Here is a 24,812-nt window from a genome sequence, read left to right on the forward strand (position 1 = left end):
GTCGGGCTGGTGAGATCCGTGCCGAACCATTTGAGAATACAATACATCTGAGCATACTGGGGGTAGGGCTTCATGCGCATTCTCGTCGTTGAGGACGATATCAATCTCAATCGTCAGCTGGTCGAGGCCTTGCAGGAGGCCGGCTATGTTGTCGACAAGGCCTTTGACGGCGAAGAGGGCCACTTTCTCGGCGATACGGAGCCCTATGATGCGGTGATCCTCGATATCGGCCTGCCGGAGATGGACGGCATCACCTTGCTGGAAAAGTGGCGTGCGTCGGGGCGGGTCATGCCGGTGCTGATCCTGACCGCCCGTGACCGCTGGAGCGACAAGGTTGCCGGCATCGATGCGGGCGCCGACGACTATGTCACCAAGCCGTTCCATGTAGAGGAAGTGCTCGCCCGCATCCGCGCGCTGATCCGCCGCGCCGCCGGCCATGCCTCGTCGGAAATCGTCTGCGGACCGGTGCGCCTCGACACCAAGAGTTCCAAGGCGGTGGTCAACGGCGTGACGTTGAAGCTGACCTCGCACGAATACCGGCTCTTGTCCTATCTGATGCATCACATGGGCGAGGTCGTGTCGCGCACCGAACTGGTCGAGCATCTCTACGACCAGGATTTCGATCGTGACAGCAATACGATCGAGGTGTTTGTCGGCCGCCTGCGCAAGAAGATCGGCATCGACATGATCGAGACCGTGCGCGGCCTCGGCTACCGTATCCAAGCCCCTGCTGCATGAAGATCCGCTCGCTCACCGCGCGCGTCCTCCTGCTCGCCACCCTCTGGTCGGCGCTGTCATTTGTGACGATTGCGGTGGCGATTTCCACCCTCTACCGCGAGGGTGTCGAACGCGGCTTCAACAATCTCCTGCGTGCCCAGCTCTACAACGTCGTCAATTCCGTCTCGATCGGCGACGGCGACAGCCTTGCCGGCAGTCCGGCGCTTGGCGATCTCCGGTTTTCCCAGCCAGAGACCGGCTGGTACTGGCTGGTCGAGCCGCTGGGAAACTACGCGACGGCGCCGCTCGCTTCGGCGTCGCTCGGCATGGCCAATCTCGCGGTGCCGGGTCTCGACGAGACGCCGTTCGACGAGAATTACGAGCGTTTCTATGAAATGGACGACAGCGTCGGAAACCGCATCCGCGTCGTCGAAACCGAAGTCGTTCTCGACGACCAGGGCCGGGCGGCGCGGTTTCGCGTTTCCGGCAATCTGGAAGTCATCGAGGAAGAAATCGCCTTCTTCAGCAACCGTCTCTATGCGGCGCTGGCCGTGGTCGGCATCGGCGGCCTGATCGTCAATGGTCTCGCCATTCTCTACGGCCTGAAGCCGCTCGATCGTGCCCGCCGGGCGCTGGAGCGCATCCGCCGCGGCGAAGCGGAGCGGATCGAGGGCGAATTCCCCCGCGAGATCCAGCCGCTGGCCAGCGAGATCAACGCCCTGATCGAGAGCAACCGCCGCCTGGTCGAGCGCGCCCGCATGCAGGTCGGCAATCTCGCCCATTCGCTGAAAACGCCGATCGCCGTGCTGCTTAACGAGGCGCGCACGCTCGACAAGACCCATGCCGAGGTGATCAGCAGCCAGGCGGAAGCGATGCAGGCGCAGGTCGGCTCCTATCTCAACCGCGCCCGCATCGCCGCCCAGCGTGACAGTGTCCTGGCCAGAACGGATGCCCAGCCGGTGCTGGAGCGGCTGGTGCGGGTGATGCGCAAGCTGAATGCCGAGATCGAATTTGTCCTGGAGGTCGCACCCGACCTGACCTTTGCCATGGAGCAGCAGGATGTCGAGGAAGTCGTCGGCAACCTGCTCGAAAACGCGTCGCGTTTTGCCAAGACCCGTGTGGTGACCCGCATCGCCGCAACGACGCCCGTCGAAGGCATACAGGACGGACGGCGCAGCTGGGTGGAGGTGACCGTCGAGGATGACGGACCGGGTTTGTTGCCCGAACAGATCGGCGAGGCGCTGAAGCGCGGCCGCAGGCTCGACGAGAGCAAGCCGGGAACCGGCCTCGGCCTGTCGATCGTCAAGGAGATTTCCGGCGAATACCAGGGCAGTTTTGGCCTGTCGCGCGCCGAGATCGGCGGACTTCGCGCACAAATGATACTTCCGGCTGTGACAAAGGACACTGCGTGATCAATTTTCCTATGAGATTACATAGAGCTATGAAACTATGGCGGTGGGCCGTAAAGATGCCATGTGTTTGACACAGCAAAGCGGATACCGTGGTAATGCTTGAACGTTTCGATGAGACTTGGACTGGTGTGATGGGTGTTTCGCGATATGGGTCCGCAGCAGTCGCCGTCGTGGCGATGCTGGCGCTTTCGGCTTGCACCACGACGGGTGGCAAGGAGGCAGCTTCGGCAAAGACTGGTTCCGCCGTGTATATTGCAGCCCTTCAGGGTGGCATCGTCTCGCGCACTGGTGTCGAGCTGTCGAAGAGTGAGACGCAGCGGGCACTTGAGGCCGAATATCGGGCGCTCGAAGCAGCCGCCGGCGGCCAGCCGGTGATCTGGGCGGGCCGCAACGTCAGCGGCCAGGTGGTGGCAGCGGCGCCCTATCAGGTCGGCAAGCAGAATTGCCGCCAGTTTACCCACAAGCTGAACGACGACGGCCGCGAGATCCAGGCGCGGGGCGTGGCCTGTCGCAACGCGAACGGCACTTGGACGCCGCTGAGCTGACGCGGACCTGACCCGCCGACCTGACGCCTTGGGCATCACACAGGCCCGAGTTCAGGCTGATGGCGGCTTCGCAGGCGACGAAAACCGCGTGTGGAATTGCGCTAGGTCAAAGTTGGCCGGCAATCGCTCCCCTATAGATCGCTCTTGCGGCCAAACGCCTCAACTTTGTGTCATTGGCTGTTTGTCTGTTGGAATGCGACCTGCCTTGAAGTAATTGGGCCTTATGCTGTTCTGGATCCTATCCGCCTTGTTGACGGTTGCCGTCGCTGTCCTGCTCCTGCTGCCGCTGATGCGCGCGGGAGCCCGTACCCATGGTGACGACGAAGGCGAGGCCGCAGTCTACCGCGACCAGCTGCGCGAACTCGAGCGCGACAAGGCCGGCGGGCTGATCTCGGCCGAGGATGCCGCCTATGCCCGCGCCGAAATCGGCCGCCGGCTTCTGGCTGTCTCGGGCGTGGAGAATGCCGCGGATGCGGCAGAGGTCGGGCCGGAGCCGGGGGCAATCCAGGTAAAGCACAAGGCCTATCTCCTGTCGCAGGCGTTCATCATTCTCTGTCTTCCCGCAGTCGGGCTTTATCTGTATCTGCTGACCGGCAGTCCGGGGACACCGGCAGCTCCGCTCGCAGCCCGCATCGAGAACCCCGGCGACGACGTGACGCTGCTGATCGCCAAGGTCGAGCGGCATCTGGCGACCAGTCCCGAAGACGGCGCCGGCTGGGACGTCTTGGCACCGGTCTATGTGCGGGTCGGGCGCCTGGCCGATGCCGAGCTTGCCTATCGCAATGCCATCCGCCTGCTGGGTCCGAGCGCCGACCGCATGAACGGGTTGGCGGAAACACTGGTCACGCTCAATGACGGCATCGTAACCGAGGATGCACGTCAGGCCTTCGAGGCTTCGGTCAAACTCCAGCCGGACAATCCGCGCGCCGACTACTATCTCGCGCTGGCGCTGGAGCAGGCTGGCCGCAAAGCAGATGCTCTGGTCGCATTCCAGAACATCGCCAAGGCATCGCCGCCGACGGCCCCCTGGATGGACCTGATCAACCGGCATATCGAAGCCAATAGCGTCGGCATGCCGCTCGCCGATGCACCTGTTGCCGAAGTGGGCAGCGCCAAGCCGCTCGGCGCGCCGACGGCTGAGGATGTGGCGGCTGCTCAAGGCATGTCCGAAGGCGACCGGTCGGCAATGATCCGCGGCATGGTCGATAGCCTCGACGCCAAGCTGAAAGAGGATCCGAACAATTTCGAAGGCTGGATGCGGCTGGTCCGCTCCCATGCCATGCTCAAGCAACCGGACCGCGCCGTCGAAGCACTGAAAGAGGGCCTGAAAACCTTCCCGGCTTCAGGTGCTGAAGGCCAGCAACTGATCGCGGCGGCCCGCGATCTCGGCCTGGCTGTCGAGGAGATCGTACAATGACCCGCAAGCAGAAGCGTCTCGCCGTGATTGCCGGCGGCATGGGCTTTATCCTGATGGCGGTGCTTCTGGTGATGTTCGCCTTCGGCCAGTCGATCGCCTATTTCTACATGCCGTCCGACATTGCCATGAAGGGCGTTGGCCCCGATACCCGCATCCGCCTTGGCGGTCTTGTCGCCGAAGGCTCGGTGGTGCGCAGCGAGGGCTCGACGGTCAGGTTTTCCGTGACCGACGGCAATGGCACCGTGCCGGTCACCTATACCGGCATCCTGCCCGACCTGTTCCGCGAGGGGCAGGGAGTGGTGACCGAAGGCATGTTTACCGCCGGCAGCCAGGTGTTTGTTGCCGACACGGTGCTTGCCAAGCATGACGAGAACTACATGCCGAAGGAAGTTGCCGACCGTCTGAAACAGGACGGTATCTGGCAGGGCGGGGAAAAGACCCAATGATCATCGAGCTTGGCCACTATGCGCTGGTGCTGGCGCTTGCCACCTGTCTGGTGATCTCGGTGCTGCCGGTGATCGGCGCACGGCGCGGCGACGCGGCCATGATGGCGGTCGCGACCACGGGCACCTATGCGCTGTTTTGCCTGGTCGCCTTCTCCTTCGGTGTCCTGACCTGGGGTTATGTGGTTTCCGACTTCTCGGTGCAGAACGTCTACGAGAACTCCCATTCGATGAAGCCGATGATCTACAAGATCTCCGGCGTCTGGGGCAATCACGAGGGCTCGATGATGCTCTGGGTGCTGATCCTGACGCTGTTTTCCGCCATGGTCGCCTTCTTCGGCACCAATCTGCCGGATCGGCTGAAGGCCAATGTGCTCGCGGTGCAGGCCTGGATCACCACGGCGTTCACGCTGTTCATCCTCTTGACGTCGAACCCCTTCATCCGCCTGTCGCCGGTGCCGGCCGAAGGCCAGGACCTCAATCCGGTGCTGCAGGATATCGGCCTCGCCATCCATCCGCCGCTGCTCTATCTCGGCTATGTCGGCTTCTCCGTGTGTTTCTCCTTTGCCATCGCAGCCCTGATCGACGGGCGCATCGACGCCGCCTGGGCGCGCTGGGTCCGGCCCTGGACGCTGACCGCCTGGACCTTCCTGACTGCGGGCATCTCGATGGGCTCCTACTGGGCCTATTACGAACTCGGCTGGGGCGGCTGGTGGTTCTGGGATCCGGTCGAAAACGCCTCCTTCATGCCCTGGCTCGCCGGCACGGCATTGCTGCATTCGGCGCTGGTGATGGAAAAGCGCGACGCGCTGAAGATCTGGACGGTGCTGCTCGCCATCATCGCCTTTTCGCTGTCGCTGCTCGGCACCTTCCTGGTGCGCTCGGGCGTCCTGACCTCGGTGCATGCCTTTGCTACCGACCCGACCCGCGGCATCTTCATCCTCTGCATCCTGATCATCTTCATCGGCGGGGCGCTCTCGCTCTTTGCCCTGCGCGCACCGACGCTGAAGGCCGGCGGCCTGTTCCAGCCGATCTCGCGCGAGGGCGCGCTGGTCCTCAACAACCTGATCCTGACCGTCTCGGCGGCAACCGTGCTGATCGGCACGCTTTATCCGCTGCTGCTCGAAACGCTGACCAACGAGAAGATCTCGGTCGGCCCGCCGTTCTTCAACCTGACTTTCGGTTTCCTCATGTCGCCGCTGCTGCTGGCGGTGCCCTTCGGGCCGATGCTTGCCTGGAAGCGCGGCGACCTGCTGGCGGCCTTGCAGCGGCTTTATCTGGCCGCCGGACTGGCGCTGATGGCGGGCCTGGCTCTGTTTTATGCCGAAAACGGCGGCCCGGTGCTGGCCGTTGTCGGCATGGCCATGGCCTTCTTCATGATCTTCGGCGCTGTCGCCGATCTCTGGTATCGCGCCGGCTTCGGCAAGCAGACGGCATCCGTCGCCTGGAGCCGGCTGAAGGGCCTGCCGCGCTCGGCCTTCGGCACCTCGCTTGCCCATATGGGGCTCGGTATCACCGTGCTCGGCATCGTTGCGGTGACGACATTCGAGACGGAAACCGTGGTCGAGATGAAGCCGGGCATGACTGCGGAGGCCGGTGGTTTCGTGCTGACCTTCGACGGCATGCGGGCGGGCCAGGGGCCGAATTATACCGAGGACCGCGGCCATTTCACCATCCGCAAGGGCGGCGTGGCTGTCGCCGATGTCTGGTCGTCCAAGCGGCTTTATACGGCCCGGCGCATGCCGACGACGGAAGCCGGCATCGTCACCTTCGGGCTCAGCCAGCTCTATGTCTCGCTCGGCGACCCGATGGCCGATGGCGGCCTGGTCGTGCGCATCTGGTGGAAGCCGTGGATCCTGTGCATCTGGCTCGGTACCGTGGTGATGATGGCCGGCGGTGTCGTGTCACTGTCGGACCGGCGGCTGCGTGTCGGCGTGCCGAAACGCAAGGCCAAGGCAGTGGCGCCGGTGCCTGGACCGGTTGCGGGGGCGGCGGAATGAGTGTGGGTAAGAACCCCTCCCCAACCCCTCCCCACAAGGGGGAGGGGCTTTGGCGCCGCGTGCTGCCTTGTGTGGCGGAGCGAGACGCTTCCCCGGGGCTTCTCCCCCCTTGTGGGGGAGATGGCCGGCAGGCCAGAGGGGGATTTCGGGCCGCATTGCTCCTCCTCGTCCTTCTGTTCACCCCCATCCATGCTTTTGCGGTCAATCCCGACGAGGTACTCGCGGATCCGGTGCTGGAACAGCGGGCGCGCACTCTGTCGTCGGAACTGCGCTGCATGGTCTGCCAGAACCAGTCGATCGACGATTCCAATGCCGAGCTTGCCCGTGACCTCCGGCTTGTTGTGCGCGAGCGCCTGGTCAATGGCGACAGCAATGAACAGGTTCTCGACTATGTCGTGTCGCGCTACGGCGAATTCGTGCTGTTGAAGCCGCGACTGAGCGCCAAGACGCTGATCCTGTGGGGCGCGCCGGCGGGACTTGCGCTGATTGCCCTGATGGTTGCCGTCTTTTATGCCCGCCGCCGGGTCAGTGATCGTGATCCGGTGGAAAAGCTGTCGGCCGAGGAAGAGGCGCGGCTCGGAAAGCTGATGGACGAATAGTCCTGTTCCCTCCCGGGAACTTTCTGCAAAGATTACCAAGAATTCATCTGCCGTACAGTTCGCCGTAAGGTGACAGCCCCTATATCTCTCTTCATCCACCGCTTCAAAACCGCCGATAGCCGGCGGCTCCAGTCGGAAGAAATGATGAAGGTAAGATCCATGACCGAGACTAAAGATCGCTCCCACCTCAAGACGATCCTGAAGAATTCGACCGTTGCCGGCCTGGCGGCCGCGATGATGGTCGGCGCGGTTCCGCTTGTTGTTCTGAACGCCTATGCCGATCCGGTATCGGTTGCGGCACCACAGGTTCCGAGCTTCAGCGACGTCGTCAGCGCCGTGCAGCCGGCCGTCGTGTCGGTTCGTGTTCAGTCGAATATCCAGAACACGTCCAACGACGAAAGCAATTTCTCCTTCAATTTTGGCGGTCGTGATTTCAACGACCTGCCGGACGATCATCCGCTGAAGCGCTTCTTCAAGGAATTCGGCGGTCCGGGCGGCCCGAACGAGGAAGCCCGTCCGCCGCGTGGCCCCAAGGGTCCCGGCCGTCATGAAGGTCGCCTGCGTCCGACCTCCCAGGGCTCCGGCTTCTTCATCTCCGAAGACGGCTATATCGTCACCAACAACCATGTCGTCGACGACGGCGCTGCCTTCACCATCGTGATGAACGACGGCAAGGAACTCGATGCCAAGCTGGTCGGCAAGGACAGCCGCACCGATCTCGCGCTGCTGAAGATCGAGAACCCGAAGCAGAAGTTCACTTATGTGAAGTTCGCCGATGACGAAAAGTCCCGTGTCGGTGACTGGGTCGTGGCTGTCGGCAATCCGTTCGGTCTTGGCGGCACTGTTACCGCCGGCATCATCTCGGCCCGTGGTCGCGACATCGGCTCCGGCCCCTATGACGACTACCTGCAGATCGATGCTGCGGTGAACCGCGGCAATTCCGGTGGCCCTGACTTCAACCTGAACGGCGAAGTCGTCGGCATCAACACCGCGATCTTCTCGCCGTCCGGTGGCAATGTCGGCATCGCCTTTGCCATCCCGGCCTCGGTTGCCAAGGATGTTATCGCCAAGTTGAAGGATGGCGGCACGGTCGAACGCGGCTGGCTCGGTGTCCAGATCCAGCCGGTGACCGAAGACATTGCCGACTCGCTCGGCCTGTCGGAAGCGTCGGGTGCGCTGGTCGTGTCGCCGCAGGCGGGTTCGCCGGGTGAAAAGGCCGGTATCAAGCAGGGTGACGTGGTCACCGCCGTCAATGGCGACCCGGTCAAGGATCCGCGCGATCTCGCCCGCCGCATTGCAGCCTTTGCTCCCGATACCACGGTGGATGTCGCCGTGTGGCGTGAAGGCAAGTCGACCGAAATCAAGGTCAAGCTCGGCGAACTGCCGATGGAACAGGCCTCGGCTACCGAAGGGACAGAAGAAGATGCCGCACCGGCTCCGGCCGTCGAGCAGGAACTGGCCAATCTCGGCCTCTCCGTTCGCCCGGCTGAAGACGGCAAGGGCCTGGCCATTGTCGATGTCGATCCGGATAGCGATGCGGCCGACAAGGGCCTGAAGGCCGGCGAGACGATCACATCGGTCAACAACCAGCAGGTCTCTTCGGTTGAAGATGTTCAGAAGGTGGTGGATCAGGCCAAGAAGGACGGCCGCACCCGTGCCCTCTTCCAGGTTGAATCGGAAAGCGGCAGCCGCTTCGTCGCTCTCCCGATCAACCAGGGCTGATCACCCGCCAGATGACGAGGGCGCCGACGGTTTTGCCAACCGGCGGCGCCCTTTTCCATTCACGGACAGGGAGTGACGGCATGGCCAGCGATCAGACGATGAACCTTGATGGGACAGGCGTGCAAAGTGGTGAAACCGGTTGGACGGATGCGACAGCGGGCGCTAATGTCGCCCACATGAAAATACTGGTGATTGAAGACGACCTCGAGGCTGCGGCCTATATGACGAAGGCTTTCCGCGAGGCCGGCATCGTCGCCGATCATGCGAGCGACGGCGAAAGCGGCCTCTTCATGGGCTCGGAAAACACCTATGACGTGATGGTGGTCGACCGCATGCTGCCACGCCGCGATGGCTTGTCCGTCATCACCGAACTGCGCAAGCGTGGCGTCGATACGCCGGTGCTGATCCTTTCGGCCCTCGGCCAGGTTGACGACCGCGTCACAGGGCTTCGCGCCGGCGGCGACGATTACCTGCCCAAGCCTTACGCCTTTTCCGAACTGCTCGCCCGCGTGGAAGTTCTCGGCCGCCGCAAAGGCAAGCCGGAACAGGACATGGTCTACCGTGTCGGCGATCTGGAACTGGACCGGCTCTCCCATGAAGTGAAACGCGCCGGCAAGGACGTGCTGCTGCAGCCGCGCGAATTCCGCCTGCTCGAATATCTGATGAAAAACGCCGGACAGGTGGTCACCCGCACCATGCTGCTCGAAAACGTCTGGGACTATCACTTCGATCCGCAGACCAATGTCATCGACGTGCATGTATCGCGCCTGCGTTCGAAGATCGAGAAGGATTTCGACCGGCCGCTGCTGAAAACCGTGCGCGGTGCCGGCTATATGATCAAGGACGAAGGCTGACATGCCGCTGAAAAGCCGTATGAGCGTCCTGTTCAGGTCGACGGCCGTCAGGCTGTCTGCACTCTACATTCTGCTCTTTGCCCTGTGTGCCGCTTTCCTCGTCTTTTACGTGACGGGACTTTCCGAGCGCATCCTCAACAACCAGACCCGTGAAAGTCTGAAGGAAGAAGTGCAGGAGATCGAGAAGGCTTATGAGCGGGGCGGGGTTACCCAGCTTCTGCGCACCATGGAGCGGCGCTCCCGCCAGCCGGGTGCAAACCTCTATGTGATTGCCGGGCCGAACGGCGAGATCGTGGCCGGCAATGTCGCATCCGTCCAGCCGGGCGTTTTCGACGAAGAGGGCTGGACGGGTTTTCCCTTCCGCTACGAGCGCTATGATGACAGCGGCGGCGTGAAGCGGCATCTGGCGACGGCGCATGTGTTTTTCCTCGACAACGGCTTTCGTGTGCTGGTCGGGCGCGACCTTGGCGAGCCGAGCAAGCTGCGGCTGCTGGTCCGCCAGGCCCTGATGGTGGCGCTGCTGATCATGGGCATCGGTGCCGTGGTGATCTGGTTTGCCATCGGCCGCAATGCGCTGAAACGCATCGACCGCGTCTCGGCCGCAAGCCAGAAGATCACCGCGGGCGACCTGTCGCAGCGCCTGCCGGTTTCAGGCTCCGGCGACGAATTCGACCGCCTGTCGTCGTCGCTGAACGGCATGCTCGGCCGCATCGAACAGTTGAACGAGGGCCTGCGCCAGGTCTCCGACAACATTGCCCATGACCTGAAGACACCCCTGACGCGGCTGCGCAACAAGGCGTCCGACGCCCTGTCGGCCGTGGACGAAAGCGCCAAGCACGCCGCGCTGGAAGCAATTATTGTCGAATCCGACCAGCTGATCCGCACCTTCAACGCATTGCTGATGATTTCACGCGTCGAGGCAGGCTCGATTGCCGCCGAACTGACGGATATCGATCTTTCCGCGATTGCCGCCGACAGCGCCGAACTCTACGAGCCGGTGGTCGAGGAGGCCGGACAGCAGATGGTCTGCGATATCGCGCCGGGGCTATCGGTGCGTGGCAACCGCGAGCTGATCGGGCAGGCGATCTCCAACCTGATCGACAATGCCATCAAGTATGGCGCGATCAAGCACGGGCCAAGCGAAGACGGGCCATGCGAAGAGGGGCCAAGCAAAGATGGGGCAGCGGATTCGGACGACCTGACCGAGGTTGTGCCAGAGATCAAGGTCCGGGTTACCAAGGGTGCCTCCGGCGTCGAGATTTCCGTCTCCGACCAGGGGCCGGGCGTGCCGGCGGACAAGCGGGCCGAGGTGGTCAAGCGCTTCGTCCGCCTCGACAAGAGCCGCTCCAAGCCCGGAACCGGCCTGGGTCTGTCGCTGGTCGAGGCGATCATGGCCCTGCATGGCGGCCAGCTTGTGCTGTCCGATACGCGCAGCGGCGACGAAGCAGCACCCGGCCTGACGGCAACCATGGTCTTTCCCGGCATGAAGCCATAACCTGCCTGCGCTTGAGAGATTCGGCGAGATCTCCGGCGCAAGGGAAGGGAGGCTCATGCGATGGTGCAGCAAACTGGGGCGAAGCAGGCAGCAAGACGGCTGGCCGATGTGGCGGACGGGGTCATCCGGCCGTTCAATCAGACGGAACTGAAGGCAGCCACCGCGACGCTGAAGGATCTGGCCAAGCAGGAGCCGGTGATTGCCGCGCTGATGGCCGGCGAGACAGCGCTGAAGACTTTTCTCGCCAATGCACTGACGCTGTCTCCCTACCTGCGCGACATCGCCAATCTCAAGCCGGCACTTCTGGCCGAGGCGATCAGCCAGCCGCTGGAACCGCTGCTCGAAACTGCTGTGGCCGAGGCGCGGTCTGCCTGGGTTCCCAGTGCAGAAGGCATCGTTCCCACGGAAGCGGAGGTGATGACGCGGCTGCGCAATGCCAAGCGCCGGGTTTCCTTCCTCACCGCACTGGCCGATCTCGCCCGCATCTTTGACGCACGCGACACGACGGCCTGGCTGAGCGCTGTGGCCGATGCGACGGTGGCAGCTAGCATCGACCATCTGCTGCTGGCCGGTCATCAGGCCGGTAAGCTGACGCTGAAGGACATGGGCGCGCCGGCGACTGGCAGCGGCCTGATCGTGCTCGGCATGGGCAAGCTCGGCGCCGGCGAGCTCAATTATTCCTCCGATATCGACCTTGTCGTCTTCTTCGATCCGGAAGCCGGTATCCTGAAAAACCCCGACGACGCCACCGAGACCTATGGCCGGATGATGCGCCGGCTGGTGCGCATTTTGCAGGAACGCACGGCGGACGGCTATGTCTTCCGCACCGATCTGCGGCTCAGGCCCGATCCCGGCTCGACGCCGCTGGCCGTGTCGGTCGAGGCGGCGCTGATCTACTACGAGGGACGCGGCCAGAACTGGGAGCGGGCCGCCTATATCAAGGCGCGGCCGGTGGCCGGTGACCTGAAGGCCGGCGAGGGTTTTCTGCGCGAGCTGACGCCGTTCGTTTTCCGCAAATATCTCGATTATGCGGCGATCGCCGACATTCACTCGATCAAGCGGCAGATCCATGTGCACAAGGGTCATGGCGCGATCGCGGTGAAGGGGCACAATGTCAAGCTCGGTCGCGGCGGCATTCGCGAGATCGAATTCTTCGCCCAGACCCAGCAGCTGATCGCCGGCGGCCGTATGCCGGATCTCAGATTGCGCCCGACCGAGGCGGCGCTGAACGCGCTGGCTGGCGCCCGCTGGATCGATCCGCTGACGGCCGAGGAGCTGACAGCTTGCTACTGGTTCCTGCGCGATGTCGAGCACCGCATCCAGATGGTGCATGACGAGCAGACCCATGTGCTGCCGGACACGGAGGTGGAGCTGAAGCGCATTGCCTTCATGCTGGGCTTCATCGACACCACGGCCTTCTCGACCAGGCTCGAATCCGTGTTGAAAACGGTCGAGCGACGATATGCGCGGCTGTTCGAGAAGGAGGAAGGCTTGTCGAGCGCGACCGGCAATCTGGTCTTCACCGGCCAGAAGGACGATCCCGACACGTTGAAGACGTTGAAAGGGCTCGGCTTCGAGCGGCCGGAAGATATTTCCCGCGTCATCCGTACCTGGCATTATGGCCGCTACCGCGCCACGCAATCCGTCGAAGCGCGTGAGCGCCTGACCGAACTGACGCCGGATCTGTTGAAAGCCTTCGGCGAAAGCCGTCGCGCCGACGAGGCATTGCTGCGTTTTGACAGTTTTCTCGCCGGACTGCCGGCCGGCATCCAGCTGTTTTCCCTGCTCGGCAACAATCCGGCGCTGCTCGACCTTATGGTCAACATCATGTCTTCGGCGCCAAGGCTTGCCGAGATCATTGCAGCCCGGCCGCATGTCTTCGACGGCATGCTCGATCCGGGCCTGATGGTGGAGATCCCGACCCACGACTATCTGGCGAAACGGCTGTCCGCCTTTCTCGGCGGCTGCCGCCACTATGAAGAAATCCTCGACCGGCTGCGCATCTTTGCCGCCGAGCAGCGTTTCCTGATCGGCATTCGCCTGCTCACCGGTTCGATTGCAGGCAGCCAGGCCGGTCGCGCCTTCACCGATCTTGCCGGACTGGTGATCGAAAGCGCATTGAAGGCTGTGATCAGCGAAATGGAGCTGGCCCATGGCCGGTTGGCCGGCGGGCGCGTGACATTGGCCGGAATGGGCAAGCTCGGCTCCTATGAGCTGACGGCGGGCTCCGATGTCGATCTGATCCTGCTCTATGAACATGACGACGATGCGCATGAATCCGACGGGCCGAAGCCGCTCGATGCCGTGCGCTACTACACCCGCCTGACCCAGCGACTGATCGCGGCCCTTTCGGCGCCGACGGCTGAAGGCGTGCTTTACGAAGTCGACATGCGGTTGCGCCCGTCCGGCAACAAGGGACCGGTTGCGACTCGATTGAGGGCCTTTGCCAAATATCAGCGCGAGGAAGCCTGGACCTGGGAGCATATGGCGCTTTCGCGCATGCGACTGCTGTGCGGTGATGCCTCGCTGATTGCCGATGCCGAGGCGATCGTTGCCGAGATCATGGCGCTGAACCGTGATGACGCGAAGACCGCCAGGGACGTGGCCGAGATGCGGGCCTTGATCGACAAGGAAAAGCCGCCGCGTGACATCTGGGACCTGAAGCTGATTGCCGGTGGCCTGATCGATATCGAGTTCATCGCCCAGCATCTGGCCCTGGTTGCCGCTGGTCGCGGCACACCTGTGCGCACCAACGGTCTTTCGACAACAGAAGCGCTGAAGGCGCTGGCCGCCCTCATTGATCCGAACGATCTGGACACCTGCCAGCAGGCGCTGAAGCTTTACACCGATGTGTCGCAGGTGATCCGGCTGTGCATCGAAGGCCAGTTCGAGCCGGCCAATGTGCCGACCGGCCTGACCGATCTAGTCTGCCGGGCCGGTGACAGCCCGGACCTGAAATTGCTGGAGGCAGAGATCAGGCGACTGTCCAAGGCGGTGCGCAAGGTGTTCGGCCGGGTGGTGCAGCGCGGGTGAGACGAGCGGCCCGCTGCCGGCCATCGAGCCATCGGGCCGTCAGGCCCGGCGGCGCATCGGCATGACGATCATGTCCGGGATCCGCAGCGACACGACCGTGCCCTGACCTTCGCGGGAGCGGATCCGGAGCGATCCGCCATGCAGGGACACCAGCGAGCGCGAGATGGCAAGCCCAAGGCCGGAGCCGCCCTTCGACTTGGCATACTGGCTCTGCACCTGCTCGAACGGATTGCCGATCTTGCTCAGGGCGTTTTTCGGGATGCCGATGCCGGTATCGACGATCGATACGATCACCGCACCTTCGACCTTGTGGGCACGCAATGAAATCTTGCCACCGGCATTGGTGAACTTCACCGCATTGGACAGGATGTTGAGCAGGATCTGCTTCATCGCGCGACGGTCCGCAACGACTGACAGGCCATTGTCGACGCGCTGCGACACGGTGATGTTCTTTTCCAGCGCCGGAATGGCGGTCAGGCGCATGCTCTCTTCGATCAGCGGTCCGAGATCGATTGTCTCGCAGCGAATCTTCATCTGCCCGGCCTCGATCTTCGACATGTCGAGAATGTCGTTGATGACGTTCAGCAGATGTTTGCCGCTCTCGTGGATGTCCTTGGCATATTCCTCGTATTTCGGCGAGCCGACCGGGCCGAACATGCCGGCGAGCAGGATTTCCGAAAATCCGAGAATGGCATTGAGCGGCGTGCGCAACTCGTGGCTCATATTGGCGAGGAATTCCGACTTGGCCTTGTTGGCCGCTTCCGCACGCTGTTTTTCGGCCAGATATTTCTCGTTGGCATCCGACAGTTCGGTCTTCTGCCGCTCGAGGATCTTTTGCGACGACGACAGGTCGCCGATGGTCGCCATCAGCCGGCGTTCCTGATCGCGCAGCCGTTCCTGGTGGCGCTTGAGCAGGGTGATGTCGGTGCCGACGGAGACCAGACCGCCGTCACGGGTGCGGCGCTCGTTGATCTGCAGCCAGCGCTCGTCGGCGAGTTGGACCTCGGTGGTGCGCGAGGTCGTGCCGAGATCGGGATCGGCGATGCGGCGCTGGATGATCGGACGCGAGGCCGAGCCGAGAACGCTGGCGCGTTCCGTGCCGGGTACGAGCACGCTGTCGGAAAGACCGTAGACCTTCTGGAAATGCGCATTGCACATCACCAGTCGGTCGTTCTTGTCCCACAGCACAAAGGCTTCCGAGGTGCATTCGATCGCGTCGGCAAGGCGCTGGTCGGCCTCGGCATAGCGCTGGGCCAGGCGGTGCTGTTCGGTGACGTCCATGGCGATGCCGATGACATGCAGGCAGCCGGTATTGGAGCAGATGATCTGGGCGCGGGCGCGCAGCCAGACATAGTGGCCCTGGGCATGGCGCATGCGGAAGACCTGGTCGATCTGGCGCGAACTTCCGCGGCCGACCGAGCGGGCCAGTGCGTACAGATTGCCGTCGGCCGGATGCATCAGGCGCGCCGCATCGGCAAAGGCCAGCGGCTGGTTGGACGGGGCAAGGCCGAGCATTTCATACATCGACCGCGACCAGATCAGCTTGCGGCTCGACAGGTCGAAGTCCCAGAGGCCGCAGCGGCCGCGCGACAGGGCCGCCTCGACGCGCATATTGGATTCGAGGAAGATGTCGTCGGCCTCGCGGGCCCGCCGGACCTGATGGAAATAGGCATAGAGCACGACCAGCAGCGTCAGCGAGATACCGGCAAACAGCGTGACGTTGAGCGACAGCTCGCGACGCCAGAACTCGTTCACCGATTGCAGCGAATGGGCGGTCAGGATCAGGGCGCCATCGGTACCCACGGGTGTCACGACGGCATAGTGCGGCTGGCCGTTGATATTGGTCTCGATCGCGCCGGATCGGTCGCCGAAGCGACGAATGGTGGTAACTTCCGGCAAAAGGCTCGCCAGCATGAAGCCGACCTGACCGGCAGCGCTCGGCGATGCGCCGAACACGCGGCCCGCCGGATCGACCAGCAGCACGAAGGCGCCGTCGGACAGGTGTTCCTGCGACAGATAGGAAAACAGCGCCTGTTCGGCGCCTTCACGATTGCGCTCGACGAACAGTTCCGGACGGGTCGAGAGCGCTGCCTGCGCCGTGGCCGAGATCAGCGATGTGGATTGCCGGATCGATGCTTCCATCCGGCCATGCTCGGACAGGATGCCGACGAAGCGCGCCAGAGCGACGACGGACAGGAAAGCGATGATCAGAATGGGTATGGATCGACGCAACAGGGTTTCGACGGGACGCGATGGCCCGCTGCCATCCACCCGCAGGGACGGCGAAGACCGGAACAGCCTCCGGCCGAACTCTTCGAACACTGCCGCAACACCCGAAAATTTGATGCGCAACCGATCATCGGCTGCGGAAACCCGCCGCGCGTTCAACATCGCCCCTGCCTCTATCCCTCGTGTGATTCGCTGCGCCGCTCGCCCGAACCAAGCCCAAGGAATCATGCCCGATTCGGCTTGTCCAGAGCGGGAGGGTAAAGAAAATCTTAAGCCGTTCTTCCGAATCCGCTTTTTCTGCGCCGGCGTTTGCGAATGATGGGCCAGGATTGAATTTCAGCGTCTCTGCAGCTTCTCGCTGTAGCCCGACGCAGGCGCGAACCGATGGCATCGGGGTCCGATTGCACCAATGCGGCAGTGCGTCGGCGCAGTGGTTCTCACGGGTCCAAATGAACATGGCGCGGGACCTGCCCGCGCCATGTTCATTTGTTCTGCCTGTTTGCTTGTAAAGGCGATCAGCCCTTCAGGATACGCTCGACGATATCACTGACATCGGTCGAAAGAGTACCTGTGCTTTCGATGACCTGCAGGGCGGAACGGGCATGGTCTGCCCGAACCGGCTCCAGCAGGCGCCAGGAGCGCAAGGCTGTCAGCAGACGTGCGGCAAGCTGTGGGTTGCGCGGGTCGATGTCGAGGATCTGCTCGGCAAAGAACTGATAGGCCTTGCCGTCGGCGCGGTTGAAGCCGGTCGGATTTGAGAAGGCAAAGGTGCCGATCAGCGAACGGACGCGGTTCGGATTGCTGGCGATGAAGTTCGGGTTCTTCATCAGGTCCTGCACGCGATCGAGTGCCGCAGCACCCGGAATGGTCGCCTGGATCGCGAACCACTTGTCCAGCACCAGCGCATTGCTGGCGAAACGCTGTTCGAAGCTCGCCAATGCGGCCTTGCTCTCGGCGGCATCGGGGAAGCGATGGGCCAGCACGGTCAGCGCCTGCGACAGGTCGGTCATGTTGTCGGCCTTGGCGAAGGCTTCGGCCGCAAGGGCAGGGCTGTTTTCCGCCTGGGTCAGGAAGGACAGCGCCGCATTCTTCAGTGCCCGGCGACCAGCACCGGCTGCATCCGGGGTAAAGGCGCCGGTGTCCGCGTGGGCCGCGTACAGCGTGCGGAAGATCTCGACGCCGGACTGGGCAATCGCCGCCAACACGGCCTGGCGACCGGCATGGATGGCGTCAGGATCGTTGTTGCTGCCGAGTTCGCGGGCGATGTCGGCTTCGCTTGGCAAAGCGAGCGCCTGGGCGCGGAAGGCCGGTTCCAGGCTTTCGTCGGCAGCAATGGCCAGAAGGGCGTCGGTCAGGGCCGCATCGGCGAAGATTTCGCCACCGCTGCGCGCCGCATTGGCCGCGGCCGTCAGGATCGGCAAGGCGAGGTCGGTGATCGCCTGCCAGCGGGCGAAGAGGTCGCTGTCGTGACGGGCGATATGGGACAGGTCATCCTTGCTCTGGTCGAAATGCAGCGTGACCGGGGCCGAGAAGCCGCGGTTGAGCGACACGACCGGGCGCGCGCCGATGCCGGAGAAGGTGAAGGTCTGGCTGCGTTCGGTCAGGTGCAGAACGTCGCCCGAGACTTCGCCGCCGGCAATCGCACTTGCCGTTGCCTCAGCGCCGTTTTCGGTCAGCAGCGAGAAGCGCAGCGGAATGTGCATCGGTTCCTTGGCCGTCTGGCCGGGGGTGGCGGCGACCATCTGTTCAAGCGACAGCGACAGTGTCTTTGTCGCAGCGTCGAAGGTCGAGGAAACGGTGATCTGCGGCGTGCCGGCCTGATGATACCAGAGCGAGAACTGGGTGAGATCGCGGCCGCTGGCTTCCTCGAAGCACTTGACGAAATCCTCGACCGTTGCGGCATCGCCGTCGTGACGTTCGAAATAGAGATCCATGCCCTTCTTGAAATCGTCGCGGCCGAGAATGGTCGCGATCATCCGGGTCACTTCCGAACCCTTTTCATAGACGGTCGTGGTGTAGAAGTTGTTGATCTCGCGGAAGGTGGTCGGGCGGACTGGATGGGCAAGCGGTCCCGCGTCTTCCGGGAACTGCTCCGAGCGCAGGTGACGCACTTCGGCGATGCGTTTGACCGAGCGCGAGCGCTGGTCGGCGGAGAATTCGTGGTCGCGATAGACCGTCAGGCCTTCCTTCAGGCACAGCTGGAACCAGTCGCGGCAGGTGATCCGGTTGCCGGTCCAGTTGTGGAAATATTCGTGCGCGATGATCGCCTCGATATTGGCATAGTCCTGATCGGTCGCCGTTTCCGGATCGGCCAGCACATATTTGTCGTTGAAGATGTTGAGGCCCTTGTTCTCCATGGCACCCATGTTGAAGTCGGAGACGGCAACGATCATGAAGATGTCGAGGTCGTATTCGCGGCCGAAAACCTCTTCGTCCCATTTCATCGAGCGCTTCAGCGCGTCCATGGCATAGGCGGCGCGCGCCTCCTTGCCATGCTCGACATAGATCTTCAGCGTGACTTCGCGTTCCGACATGGTGGTGAACGTGTCTTCGACCACGCCGAGATCGCCGGCAACCAGCGCAAACAGATAGCTCGGTTTCGGATGCGGATCGAACCAGGCGGCGAAATGTTTGTCCGGGCCGAAGCCTGCGCCGCCGAGGAAGTTACCGTTCGACAGCAGCAGCGGATTGGCGGCCTTGTCGGCGATGATGTTGACCGTGTAGACGGCGAGCACATCCGGGCGATCGGGGAAATAGGTGATGCGGCGGAAACCTTCGGCTTCGCACTGCGTGCAATAGATGCCGTTCGACCGATAGAGGCCCATCAGCTGGGTATTGGCCTCCGGATTGATCATCGTGGTGACGGTGATCTCGAAGGGAGATTCGGCCGGCAGCCCATGGATCGTCAGGCTCTCGGGCGTCGCAGTGTAGCGATCTTTCGCCATCTCGACCTGGTCGAACAGCAGGCTGGTCATGGAGAGGTCGTCGCCGTCAAGCACGAGCGGTGCCGAGGCATCGACGCCTTCGCGCCGGTGGAAGATCAACCGGGCTTCCACCTTGGTATCCGTCGGGTCCAGTTCGAAGGTCAGATCAACCCGTTCCAGAACGAAGTCAGTGGGGCGGTAGTCTGCCAGATGAACGATCCGGCCCGTGTCTGTGCGCATGTTTTGTCCTGGTCGCTTCGAGGCTAGGCCGGAACAAGGCAAGGTTTTCCCTCGCCTCTCCAGGCCAAATCGAGGGCGATGATTGCATCAATTTCTGAACGATTGTTAAAACACGATACAATTTAATGCTCGAAAGACCGATAAAGGTCGAACCCGGCGAGGCAAATCGGCACGGCCGGGTAGAATAGCGACCCATCTGGCGCTGGTTCACCTTCGCAAAGGTGCTTATTTACCGGAGCGGGACCGTTACTTCAGCGACAATTGCCGGCAGATCGCGTCATCGCTGTCGGATTGCTGGATGATCACGCCATACCAGCCGAGGCCGTCATAGTCCTCGTATCCGAGGGTTCGGGCGAAGGCGACGATCGCGCCGTTGTTGTCATAGTAACTGCCACGCATGGCGCGCTGCGGATTGTGCAGGGCAAAATGGGTATAGGCGCGTTGCGGCCGGCTCGAGGCGATGACCATATTGTTGCCGTCGAGCAGCAGAACCTCGGTCTTCTCCGCGATCTGCGGCGGCAGGTTGGCTTCCTTCTCGACGATCGCCGTGCCCTGGCCCTGCCAGTCGAAATAGACGCCGAGCGTGCCGACAAGTGCGCCATCGCTGCGGCCGCCTTCGCGGATGCCTGTCGCATAGACCAGCACGTCGCGATCGTCATGCAGCGGGCTGCGCCTGACTTCGTCGACGACATAATCGTCACCGCTCTTGCAGTCGCGCGCCGCCTTGAACCACGCCTCCGCGCCGAGATTGCAATCCTTCGTCTTGCGCTGGTATTTCGGGTTGGCCGAGGCGACGACCCGCCCCTTTGCATCGGTCATGACAAGATCGAGATAGACGGTGTAGAAACGGTTGATCACGCCCAGTCTCTCGGCGGCATGGGCAAAGGCGCCCGCCGAAGGCTGCGCCAGTGCGCCCCAGAGCGCCGAATCCGTTGCCCACCAGCGCACATCCGCGGTGCGTTCGAACAGGTTGCGGACGATGAACTGGACCAGCGTCTGGGCCAGATCGATCAGCCGCGCGCCTTCCATTTCCTCGACCAGCGCATCGGCCATTGATCGGCCGAGACCGATGCGGGTCAGCACGTTTTCCTGGAAGCGGTCGGCAATGTCGGCAGCGCCCTGTGCGAGCCGCTGGACCTCGTTGGCAACGACTGCAAAGCCCTTGCCGCTTTCGCCGGCCCGCGCCGCCTCGATCAGTGCGTTGATCGCGAGAAGCCTGATCTGCCGCACGACATGGGTATTGTCGGCGCTGAACTGTTCCAGGTCCGATCCGATGCTCTCGGTGATCAGCCGCATCGAACGGGGCGTGGCGAGTTCTGCTGCGAAGGAGGCTGATTTGGCCGCTGTCTGTGTCATGGCAACATCCGAGTGAAAAAGGGACCGTTTCAAAAATCAATGTTATGCGAACCGCAAAGCGGCGGCCAAACCTGCTACTGCTAGGAAAGATAATTAATTGAGGTTAAAATAACCGTTAAGGAAATCAGGCGAGAAAACCCCGATTTCAAGCCATTTCTGGGTTTAATCTGGTTAATTTGCGGGCTTGTCTGTCGGCTGGCGAAGTGCAAGGTTGAGTGGAGCGATTCATCCCGTGACATTCCCGGTCGCGGAGCCTTCTGGTCGCAGTTCTCCGCCGCCCTGTTCAGCATCGATACGTTAGTCAATTGCATGGCATTCGCCGACCCTGATCCGCTTCGCGGCATTATCCTGAAAATCTGTTCCGTCACCGTTTTCGTCGGCATGCAGACCTGCATCAAGCTTGCCGGTGCCGGCATTCCGGCAGGCCAGATCAGCTTCCACCGCTCCGCCTTCGCCATCCTGCCGATCATGCTCTATCTCGGCTGGCGGGGCGAATTGCGCCAGGCGCTGCAGACCGACAACCCGTTCGGCCACGTCAAGCGCGCGCTTCTCGGCGTGTTTGCCATGGGCGCCGGATTCTATGGCCTTGTGCATCTGCCGCTGCCGGATTCGATCGCCATCGGCTACGCCATGCCGCTGATTGCCGTTGTGTTCGCCGCGGTCTTTCTCGGCGAAACGGTCCGGCTTTACCGCTGGACGGCTGTCGTGGTCGGCATGATCGGGGTGCTGATCATCTCGCTGCCGAAGCTCAGCCTGTTTGGTGACAGCAGCATGGGATCGGAACAGGCCTTCGGTGCGATTGCCGTTCTGGTGGCCGCCATGCTCGGCGCCGCCGCCATGCTGCAGGTTCGCCAGCTCGTGCGGGTGGAAAAGACATCGACGATCGTGCTGTTCTTTTCCGTCATCGCCGCGCTTCTGTCCGCCTGCACCTGGTTCTTCGGCTGGGTCGAGCTGTCCTGGACTGCGCTCGGCCTTCTGGCGATTGCCGGCTTCTGCGGTGGGTTGGGACAGATCCTGCTGACCGAAAGCTATCGCTTCGCCGATGTCTCGACGATCGCCCCTTTCGAATATTGTTCGATCATCATGGGCTCGGTGATCGCCTATATCCTGTTTGACGATGTCCCGACATCGACCACGCTGATCGGTGCCGCGATCGTCGTCGGCGCCGGGATCTTCATCATCTTCCGCGAGCACCAGCTGGGCCTCGAGCGCCGCGCGGCACGCAAGGCCTCAACCCCGCAGGGCTGATCTGTCTGCCTGTCAGCGCGGCCGCTCGTCCGGGTCCGGCGTGTTTGGCGAGCCGGTGACGTCGGTGCCCTGCATCGGCAGGGCCACGGCGAGGAAGTCGGTCTTGTCGGCCTGGTTCCCACTATCGGGCCGGCGCGAAATACGCCAGCCGGCATAGCTCGCATAAAGCGCGAAAGCCGTCGCCAGGAACCAGATCAGCGCACCCGGGCCAAGCCATTGCATCAACGAGCCCGCCATCACCGGTCCGGTGACGGTACCGAGACCGTAGAGGATCATGATGGCGCTCGACAGCGTCACATATTCGTCCGGCTCGGCCAGGTCATTGGCATGGGCGACGTTCAGCGAATAGACCGGATAGAGAACGGTGCCGACGAAGAAGCCGGCGATATAGACCGCAACCGCATTGTCGGCGTCGAACATCGTCATCATCAGGCAGGCCAGGACACCGAAGATACCGGCCCCGATCATCACCAGTCGGCGGTCGATCCGGTCCGACAGCCGCCCGATGGGCACCTGCGATATGGCGCCGCCGGCGAGAAGGGCGGCGAGCAGCGTCGCGCCCTCCGTCGTGTTCATGCCGATATTCTGCGAATAGACGCCGCCCAGGCTGCCCCAGGTGCCGGACAGCGCGCCGGACAGCAGCGAGCCGAAGAAGGCCAGCGGCGAGCGGCGATAGAGCCGCTTCAGGTCGAACTTGGCCTCGGCGATCGGCGTCGGCGACTGGGCCGTCGACAGGGCCACCGGAAACAGCGCCAGCGAGAAGATCAGGGCGCAGACCATGAACAGTTCCGGTCCGTCCGGGTTGCCGAGCGGCACGATATACTGGCCGCCGATCGAGCCGACGAGGCAGGTGACCATGTAGACCGAAAACAGCGCGCCGCGATTGGCATTGTTCACCCGTTCGTTCAGCCAGCTTTCGATCAGGAGATAGGCGCCGGCGATGGCGAAACCGGACAGGCCGCGGAAGATCATCCACGCCCACCATTCGACGACCAGCGCGCATAGCAGGATGGACACGGTGAGCAGGGTGATCAGCGCGCCGAACACCCGCACATGCCCGACACGGCGCACGAAGATCGGCGTGACGATGCACGAGACCGTGAAGCCGAACGTATAGCCTGTGGCGATGACGGAAATGGTGAAGGTGGACCAGCCCTCGCTGATCGAGCGGATCGGCAGCATGAACCCCATCAGCCCGAAGCCTGCCATCATCAGCAGCGTCGAGAACATCAGGGTGGCGATCGAGGCGAGGCTATTGATCAATTGGATACCTATCGCAGCACGGGAAAACGGACTCTGCCAATATTCGGTCTTGCGTGAACTGTCGATTGCGACGTGTTGCGACGCAAAGCTTCTACGTCGTTTCACGTATTGTCATATCGGCGCGGCAATAATTGATTGAAAAGCCGACACGAATTCATTTACGGTAATATAAATTCCCGGACGGTGAACGTGACATACGGGGAATTCTTTAAAGCCACAGGGTTTCCATGCGTTTTGAACAAACTCCAATGCTGCGACGCGCTGTTCCTTGTCGAACCGCGATCGGTGCATTGTGCCGATATGGTTCACGTAGGGACCGGCTGCAGCGCAACTGTGGCGAACGGATCCGTGGAGCATCGGCCACTGGAGATTGCCGATGGCTTTGAAGGTGGAAGACGTGACGGGCCATCACGGCTTTATCGAGGCATTGCAGGGGTTCGCCGCCACGCTTCGTGCGCAGTTCGATGAAAGCCCGCGCCTGTCACGCATGCTGGCGTCGCATCAGCGGTGGCTTTTGAGCCAGGCTGCCTTCGCCCTGCAGCTTGAATACGATGCCAACCAGCCTGGCAGCGGCCTGACCACCACCAATCTGCGCGAGATCATCACCTCCAGCAATGCGGCGAGCCGCAACACCGTGCTGAATTTTCTCGACCAGTTGCTCAGCTATCGCTTTTTGCGCATTGCCGGAGAAAGCAACCGTCGTCCGCGCCGCTATGAGGCAACGGAGATTTCCCATGCGGCGATGTATCGATGGGTTCTGGCCAATCTGTCCGTCCTCGATCGCCTTGACGGTGCGGGGCGCGTGGCACGTCTGCTCGCAGAGCCGACGCTGATGCACAAGATTCAACCGCAGATCGCCAGACGGGCCTGCCTTGATCCGCGCTGGCTCGAGCCGCCCCCCCGCGTGGCGCTGTTTCTGTGGACCGAAGCCGGTGGACTGGTGATGGACGATCTGATTCGCCGGGCGATCGACTTGTCGCCGGGTGCCGACGGCTATGACATCGGCCGCATCGACGCCCGGCTGATGGCCGAGCAGTTCATGATCTCAAGAACGCACTTGCAGCGCCTTGTGCGCCGCGCTGTCGAGACCGGTTGCCTCGCCTGGTCGGACAAGGCCAAGAGCCGCTATCTGCTGAAGGCTGATTTTCTGGCGGAATATTGCGGCTGGCAGGCAGTGAAATTCTCGATCGTCGATCATGCCTACGAGATGATCTGCGGACCGGCCCGGCTGGAAGAGCCGGAGCCGCATCTGGTGGCGGTCGGCGAGGTGTGAGCCCGCAAGCGCAGATTGCTGTGCGTGCAGGAAGACCGGGCG

Annotated in this window: 17 protein-coding genes; 13 read left to right on the plus strand and 4 right to left on the minus strand. The window is 62.6% G+C overall.

Translation table 11 applies throughout. The features are described from left to right. Positions 1-72: 72 nt before the first annotated feature. From GVK95_RS22255 to GVK95_RS22305, 11 genes are all read left to right on the plus strand, one after another. On the plus strand, positions 73-738 hold the full coding sequence (locus tag GVK95_RS22255; RefSeq protein ID WP_159952878.1) for a response regulator transcription factor: 666 nt from the start codon (positions 73-75) through the stop codon (positions 736-738). Beyond that, positions 735-2,129 (plus strand): HAMP domain-containing sensor histidine kinase, encoded by a 1,395-nt coding sequence (locus tag GVK95_RS22260; protein ID WP_159952879.1) that lies wholly within the window; start codon positions 735-737, stop codon positions 2,127-2,129. Before GVK95_RS22255 ends, GVK95_RS22260 begins: the two co-directional genes overlap by 4 nt. Positions 2,130-2,260: 131 nt before the next feature. After that, positions 2,261-2,674 (plus strand): hypothetical protein, encoded by a 414-nt coding sequence (locus GVK95_RS22265; RefSeq protein ID WP_159952947.1) that lies wholly within the window; start codon positions 2,261-2,263, stop codon positions 2,672-2,674. A 223-nt stretch (positions 2,675-2,897) separates the two neighbouring features. After that, positions 2,898-4,091 (plus strand): c-type cytochrome biogenesis protein CcmI, encoded by a 1,194-nt coding sequence (gene ccmI / locus GVK95_RS22270; RefSeq protein ID WP_159952880.1) that lies wholly within the window; start codon positions 2,898-2,900, stop codon positions 4,089-4,091. Continuing rightward, complete coding sequence (gene ccmE, locus GVK95_RS22275) at positions 4,088-4,537, plus strand: cytochrome c maturation protein CcmE (RefSeq protein WP_159952881.1); 450 nt, start codon at positions 4,088-4,090, stop codon at positions 4,535-4,537. Before ccmI ends, ccmE begins: the two co-directional genes overlap by 4 nt. After that, positions 4,534-6,534: a heme lyase CcmF/NrfE family subunit gene (locus tag GVK95_RS22280; RefSeq protein ID WP_159952882.1), complete on the plus strand. Its 2,001-nt coding sequence runs from the start codon at positions 4,534-4,536 to the stop codon at positions 6,532-6,534. Before ccmE ends, GVK95_RS22280 begins: the two co-directional genes overlap by 4 nt. Positions 6,535-6,689: 155 nt before the next feature. Next, positions 6,690-7,133, plus strand: a complete 444-nt coding sequence (locus GVK95_RS22285) for a cytochrome c-type biogenesis protein (RefSeq protein ID WP_159952883.1) — start codon at positions 6,690-6,692, stop codon at positions 7,131-7,133. Between the two features lie 159 nt (positions 7,134-7,292). Continuing rightward, positions 7,293-8,855 carry a Do family serine endopeptidase gene (locus GVK95_RS22290; protein WP_159952884.1) on the plus strand — a complete coding sequence of 521 codons (1,563 nt, stop codon included), beginning with the start codon at positions 7,293-7,295 and terminating at the stop codon, positions 8,853-8,855. 98 nt (positions 8,856-8,953) lie between these two features. After that, positions 8,954-9,709, plus strand: coding sequence for a response regulator transcription factor (locus GVK95_RS22295; protein ID WP_280178091.1), 756 nt, complete (start codon positions 8,954-8,956; stop codon positions 9,707-9,709). Position 9,710: 1 nt separating this feature from the next. Further along, positions 9,711-11,204, plus strand: coding sequence for an ATP-binding protein (locus GVK95_RS22300; protein WP_159952886.1), 1,494 nt, complete (start codon positions 9,711-9,713; stop codon positions 11,202-11,204). A 60-nt stretch (positions 11,205-11,264) separates the two neighbouring features. Next, positions 11,265-14,237, plus strand: coding sequence for a bifunctional [glutamine synthetase] adenylyltransferase/[glutamine synthetase]-adenylyl-L-tyrosine phosphorylase (locus GVK95_RS22305; protein WP_159952887.1), 2,973 nt, complete (start codon positions 11,265-11,267; stop codon positions 14,235-14,237). Between the two features lie 39 nt (positions 14,238-14,276). Here GVK95_RS22305 and GVK95_RS22310 read toward each other — a convergent pair whose 3' ends face one another. The 3 genes from GVK95_RS22310 to GVK95_RS25395 all read right to left on the minus strand — a co-directional run bounded on the left by GVK95_RS22310 (position 14,277) and on the right by GVK95_RS25395 (position 20,986). Next, complete coding sequence (locus tag GVK95_RS22310; protein WP_159952888.1) at positions 14,277-16,628, minus strand: ATP-binding protein; 2,352 nt, start codon at positions 16,626-16,628, stop codon at positions 14,277-14,279. Between the two features lie 353 nt (positions 16,629-16,981). Beyond that, positions 16,982-19,630 (minus strand): aminopeptidase N, encoded by a 2,649-nt coding sequence (gene pepN / locus GVK95_RS22315; protein WP_159952889.1) that lies wholly within the window; start codon positions 19,628-19,630, stop codon positions 16,982-16,984. A 246-nt stretch (positions 19,631-19,876) separates the two neighbouring features. Beyond that, positions 19,877-20,986 (minus strand): methyl-accepting chemotaxis protein, encoded by a 1,110-nt coding sequence (locus GVK95_RS25395; RefSeq protein WP_159952890.1) that lies wholly within the window; start codon positions 20,984-20,986, stop codon positions 19,877-19,879. 309 nt (positions 20,987-21,295) lie between these two features. Here GVK95_RS25395 and GVK95_RS22325 point away from each other — a divergent pair, with 309 nt between their 5' ends. Next, positions 21,296-22,234 (plus strand): DMT family transporter, encoded by a 939-nt coding sequence (locus GVK95_RS22325; RefSeq protein ID WP_159952891.1) that lies wholly within the window; start codon positions 21,296-21,298, stop codon positions 22,232-22,234. A gap of 12 nt (positions 22,235-22,246) precedes the next feature. Here the strand turns inward: GVK95_RS22325 and GVK95_RS22330 are convergent, their stop codons facing one another. After that, a complete protein-coding gene (locus GVK95_RS22330; RefSeq protein WP_159952892.1) occupies positions 22,247-23,497 on the minus strand; it encodes an MFS transporter in 1,251 nt (416 codons plus the stop codon). A gap of 376 nt (positions 23,498-23,873) precedes the next feature. On the opposite strand from GVK95_RS22330, the gene GVK95_RS22335 reads away from it, so the two are divergent. Beyond that, positions 23,874-24,770, plus strand: coding sequence for a hypothetical protein (locus GVK95_RS22335; protein ID WP_159952893.1), 897 nt, complete (start codon positions 23,874-23,876; stop codon positions 24,768-24,770). Positions 24,771-24,812: the final 42 nt, after the last annotated feature.

The sequence above is a fragment of the Rhizobium sp. 18065 genome (assembly GCF_902706095.1).
GTDB lineage: Bacteria > Pseudomonadota > Alphaproteobacteria > Rhizobiales > Rhizobiaceae > Allorhizobium.

Excerpts from the sequence above, each read along its gene's own strand:
- GVK95_RS22265 (WP_159952947.1), top strand. The coding sequence starts at position 2,261 with ATGGGTGTTTCGCGATATGGGTCCGCAGCAGTCGCCGTCGTGGCGATG.
- GVK95_RS22260 (WP_159952879.1), top strand. The coding sequence starts at position 735 with ATGAAGATCCGCTCGCTCACCGCGCGCGTCCTCCTGCTCGCCACCCTC.
- GVK95_RS22335 (WP_159952893.1), top strand. The coding sequence starts at position 23,874 with ATGGCTTTGAAGGTGGAAGACGTGACGGGCCATCACGGCTTTATCGAG.
- GVK95_RS22295 (WP_280178091.1), top strand. The coding sequence starts at position 8,954 with ATGAACCTTGATGGGACAGGCGTGCAAAGTGGTGAAACCGGTTGGACG.
- GVK95_RS22300 (WP_159952886.1), top strand. The coding sequence starts at position 9,711 with ATGCCGCTGAAAAGCCGTATGAGCGTCCTGTTCAGGTCGACGGCCGTC.
- GVK95_RS25395 (WP_159952890.1), bottom strand. The coding sequence starts at position 20,986 with ATGACACAGACAGCGGCCAAATCAGCCTCCTTCGCAGCAGAACTCGCC.
- GVK95_RS22255 (WP_159952878.1), top strand. The coding sequence starts at position 73 with ATGCGCATTCTCGTCGTTGAGGACGATATCAATCTCAATCGTCAGCTG.
- GVK95_RS22305 (WP_159952887.1), top strand. The coding sequence starts at position 11,265 with ATGGTGCAGCAAACTGGGGCGAAGCAGGCAGCAAGACGGCTGGCCGAT.
- GVK95_RS22280 (WP_159952882.1), top strand. The coding sequence starts at position 4,534 with ATGATCATCGAGCTTGGCCACTATGCGCTGGTGCTGGCGCTTGCCACC.
- GVK95_RS22290 (WP_159952884.1), top strand. The coding sequence starts at position 7,293 with ATGACCGAGACTAAAGATCGCTCCCACCTCAAGACGATCCTGAAGAAT.
- ccmE (WP_159952881.1), top strand. The coding sequence starts at position 4,088 with ATGACCCGCAAGCAGAAGCGTCTCGCCGTGATTGCCGGCGGCATGGGC.
- GVK95_RS22310 (WP_159952888.1), bottom strand. The coding sequence starts at position 16,628 with ATGTTGAACGCGCGGCGGGTTTCCGCAGCCGATGATCGGTTGCGCATC.
- pepN (WP_159952889.1), bottom strand. The coding sequence starts at position 19,630 with ATGCGCACAGACACGGGCCGGATCGTTCATCTGGCAGACTACCGCCCC.
- GVK95_RS22325 (WP_159952891.1), top strand. The coding sequence starts at position 21,296 with ATGGCATTCGCCGACCCTGATCCGCTTCGCGGCATTATCCTGAAAATC.
- ccmI (WP_159952880.1), top strand. The coding sequence starts at position 2,898 with ATGCTGTTCTGGATCCTATCCGCCTTGTTGACGGTTGCCGTCGCTGTC.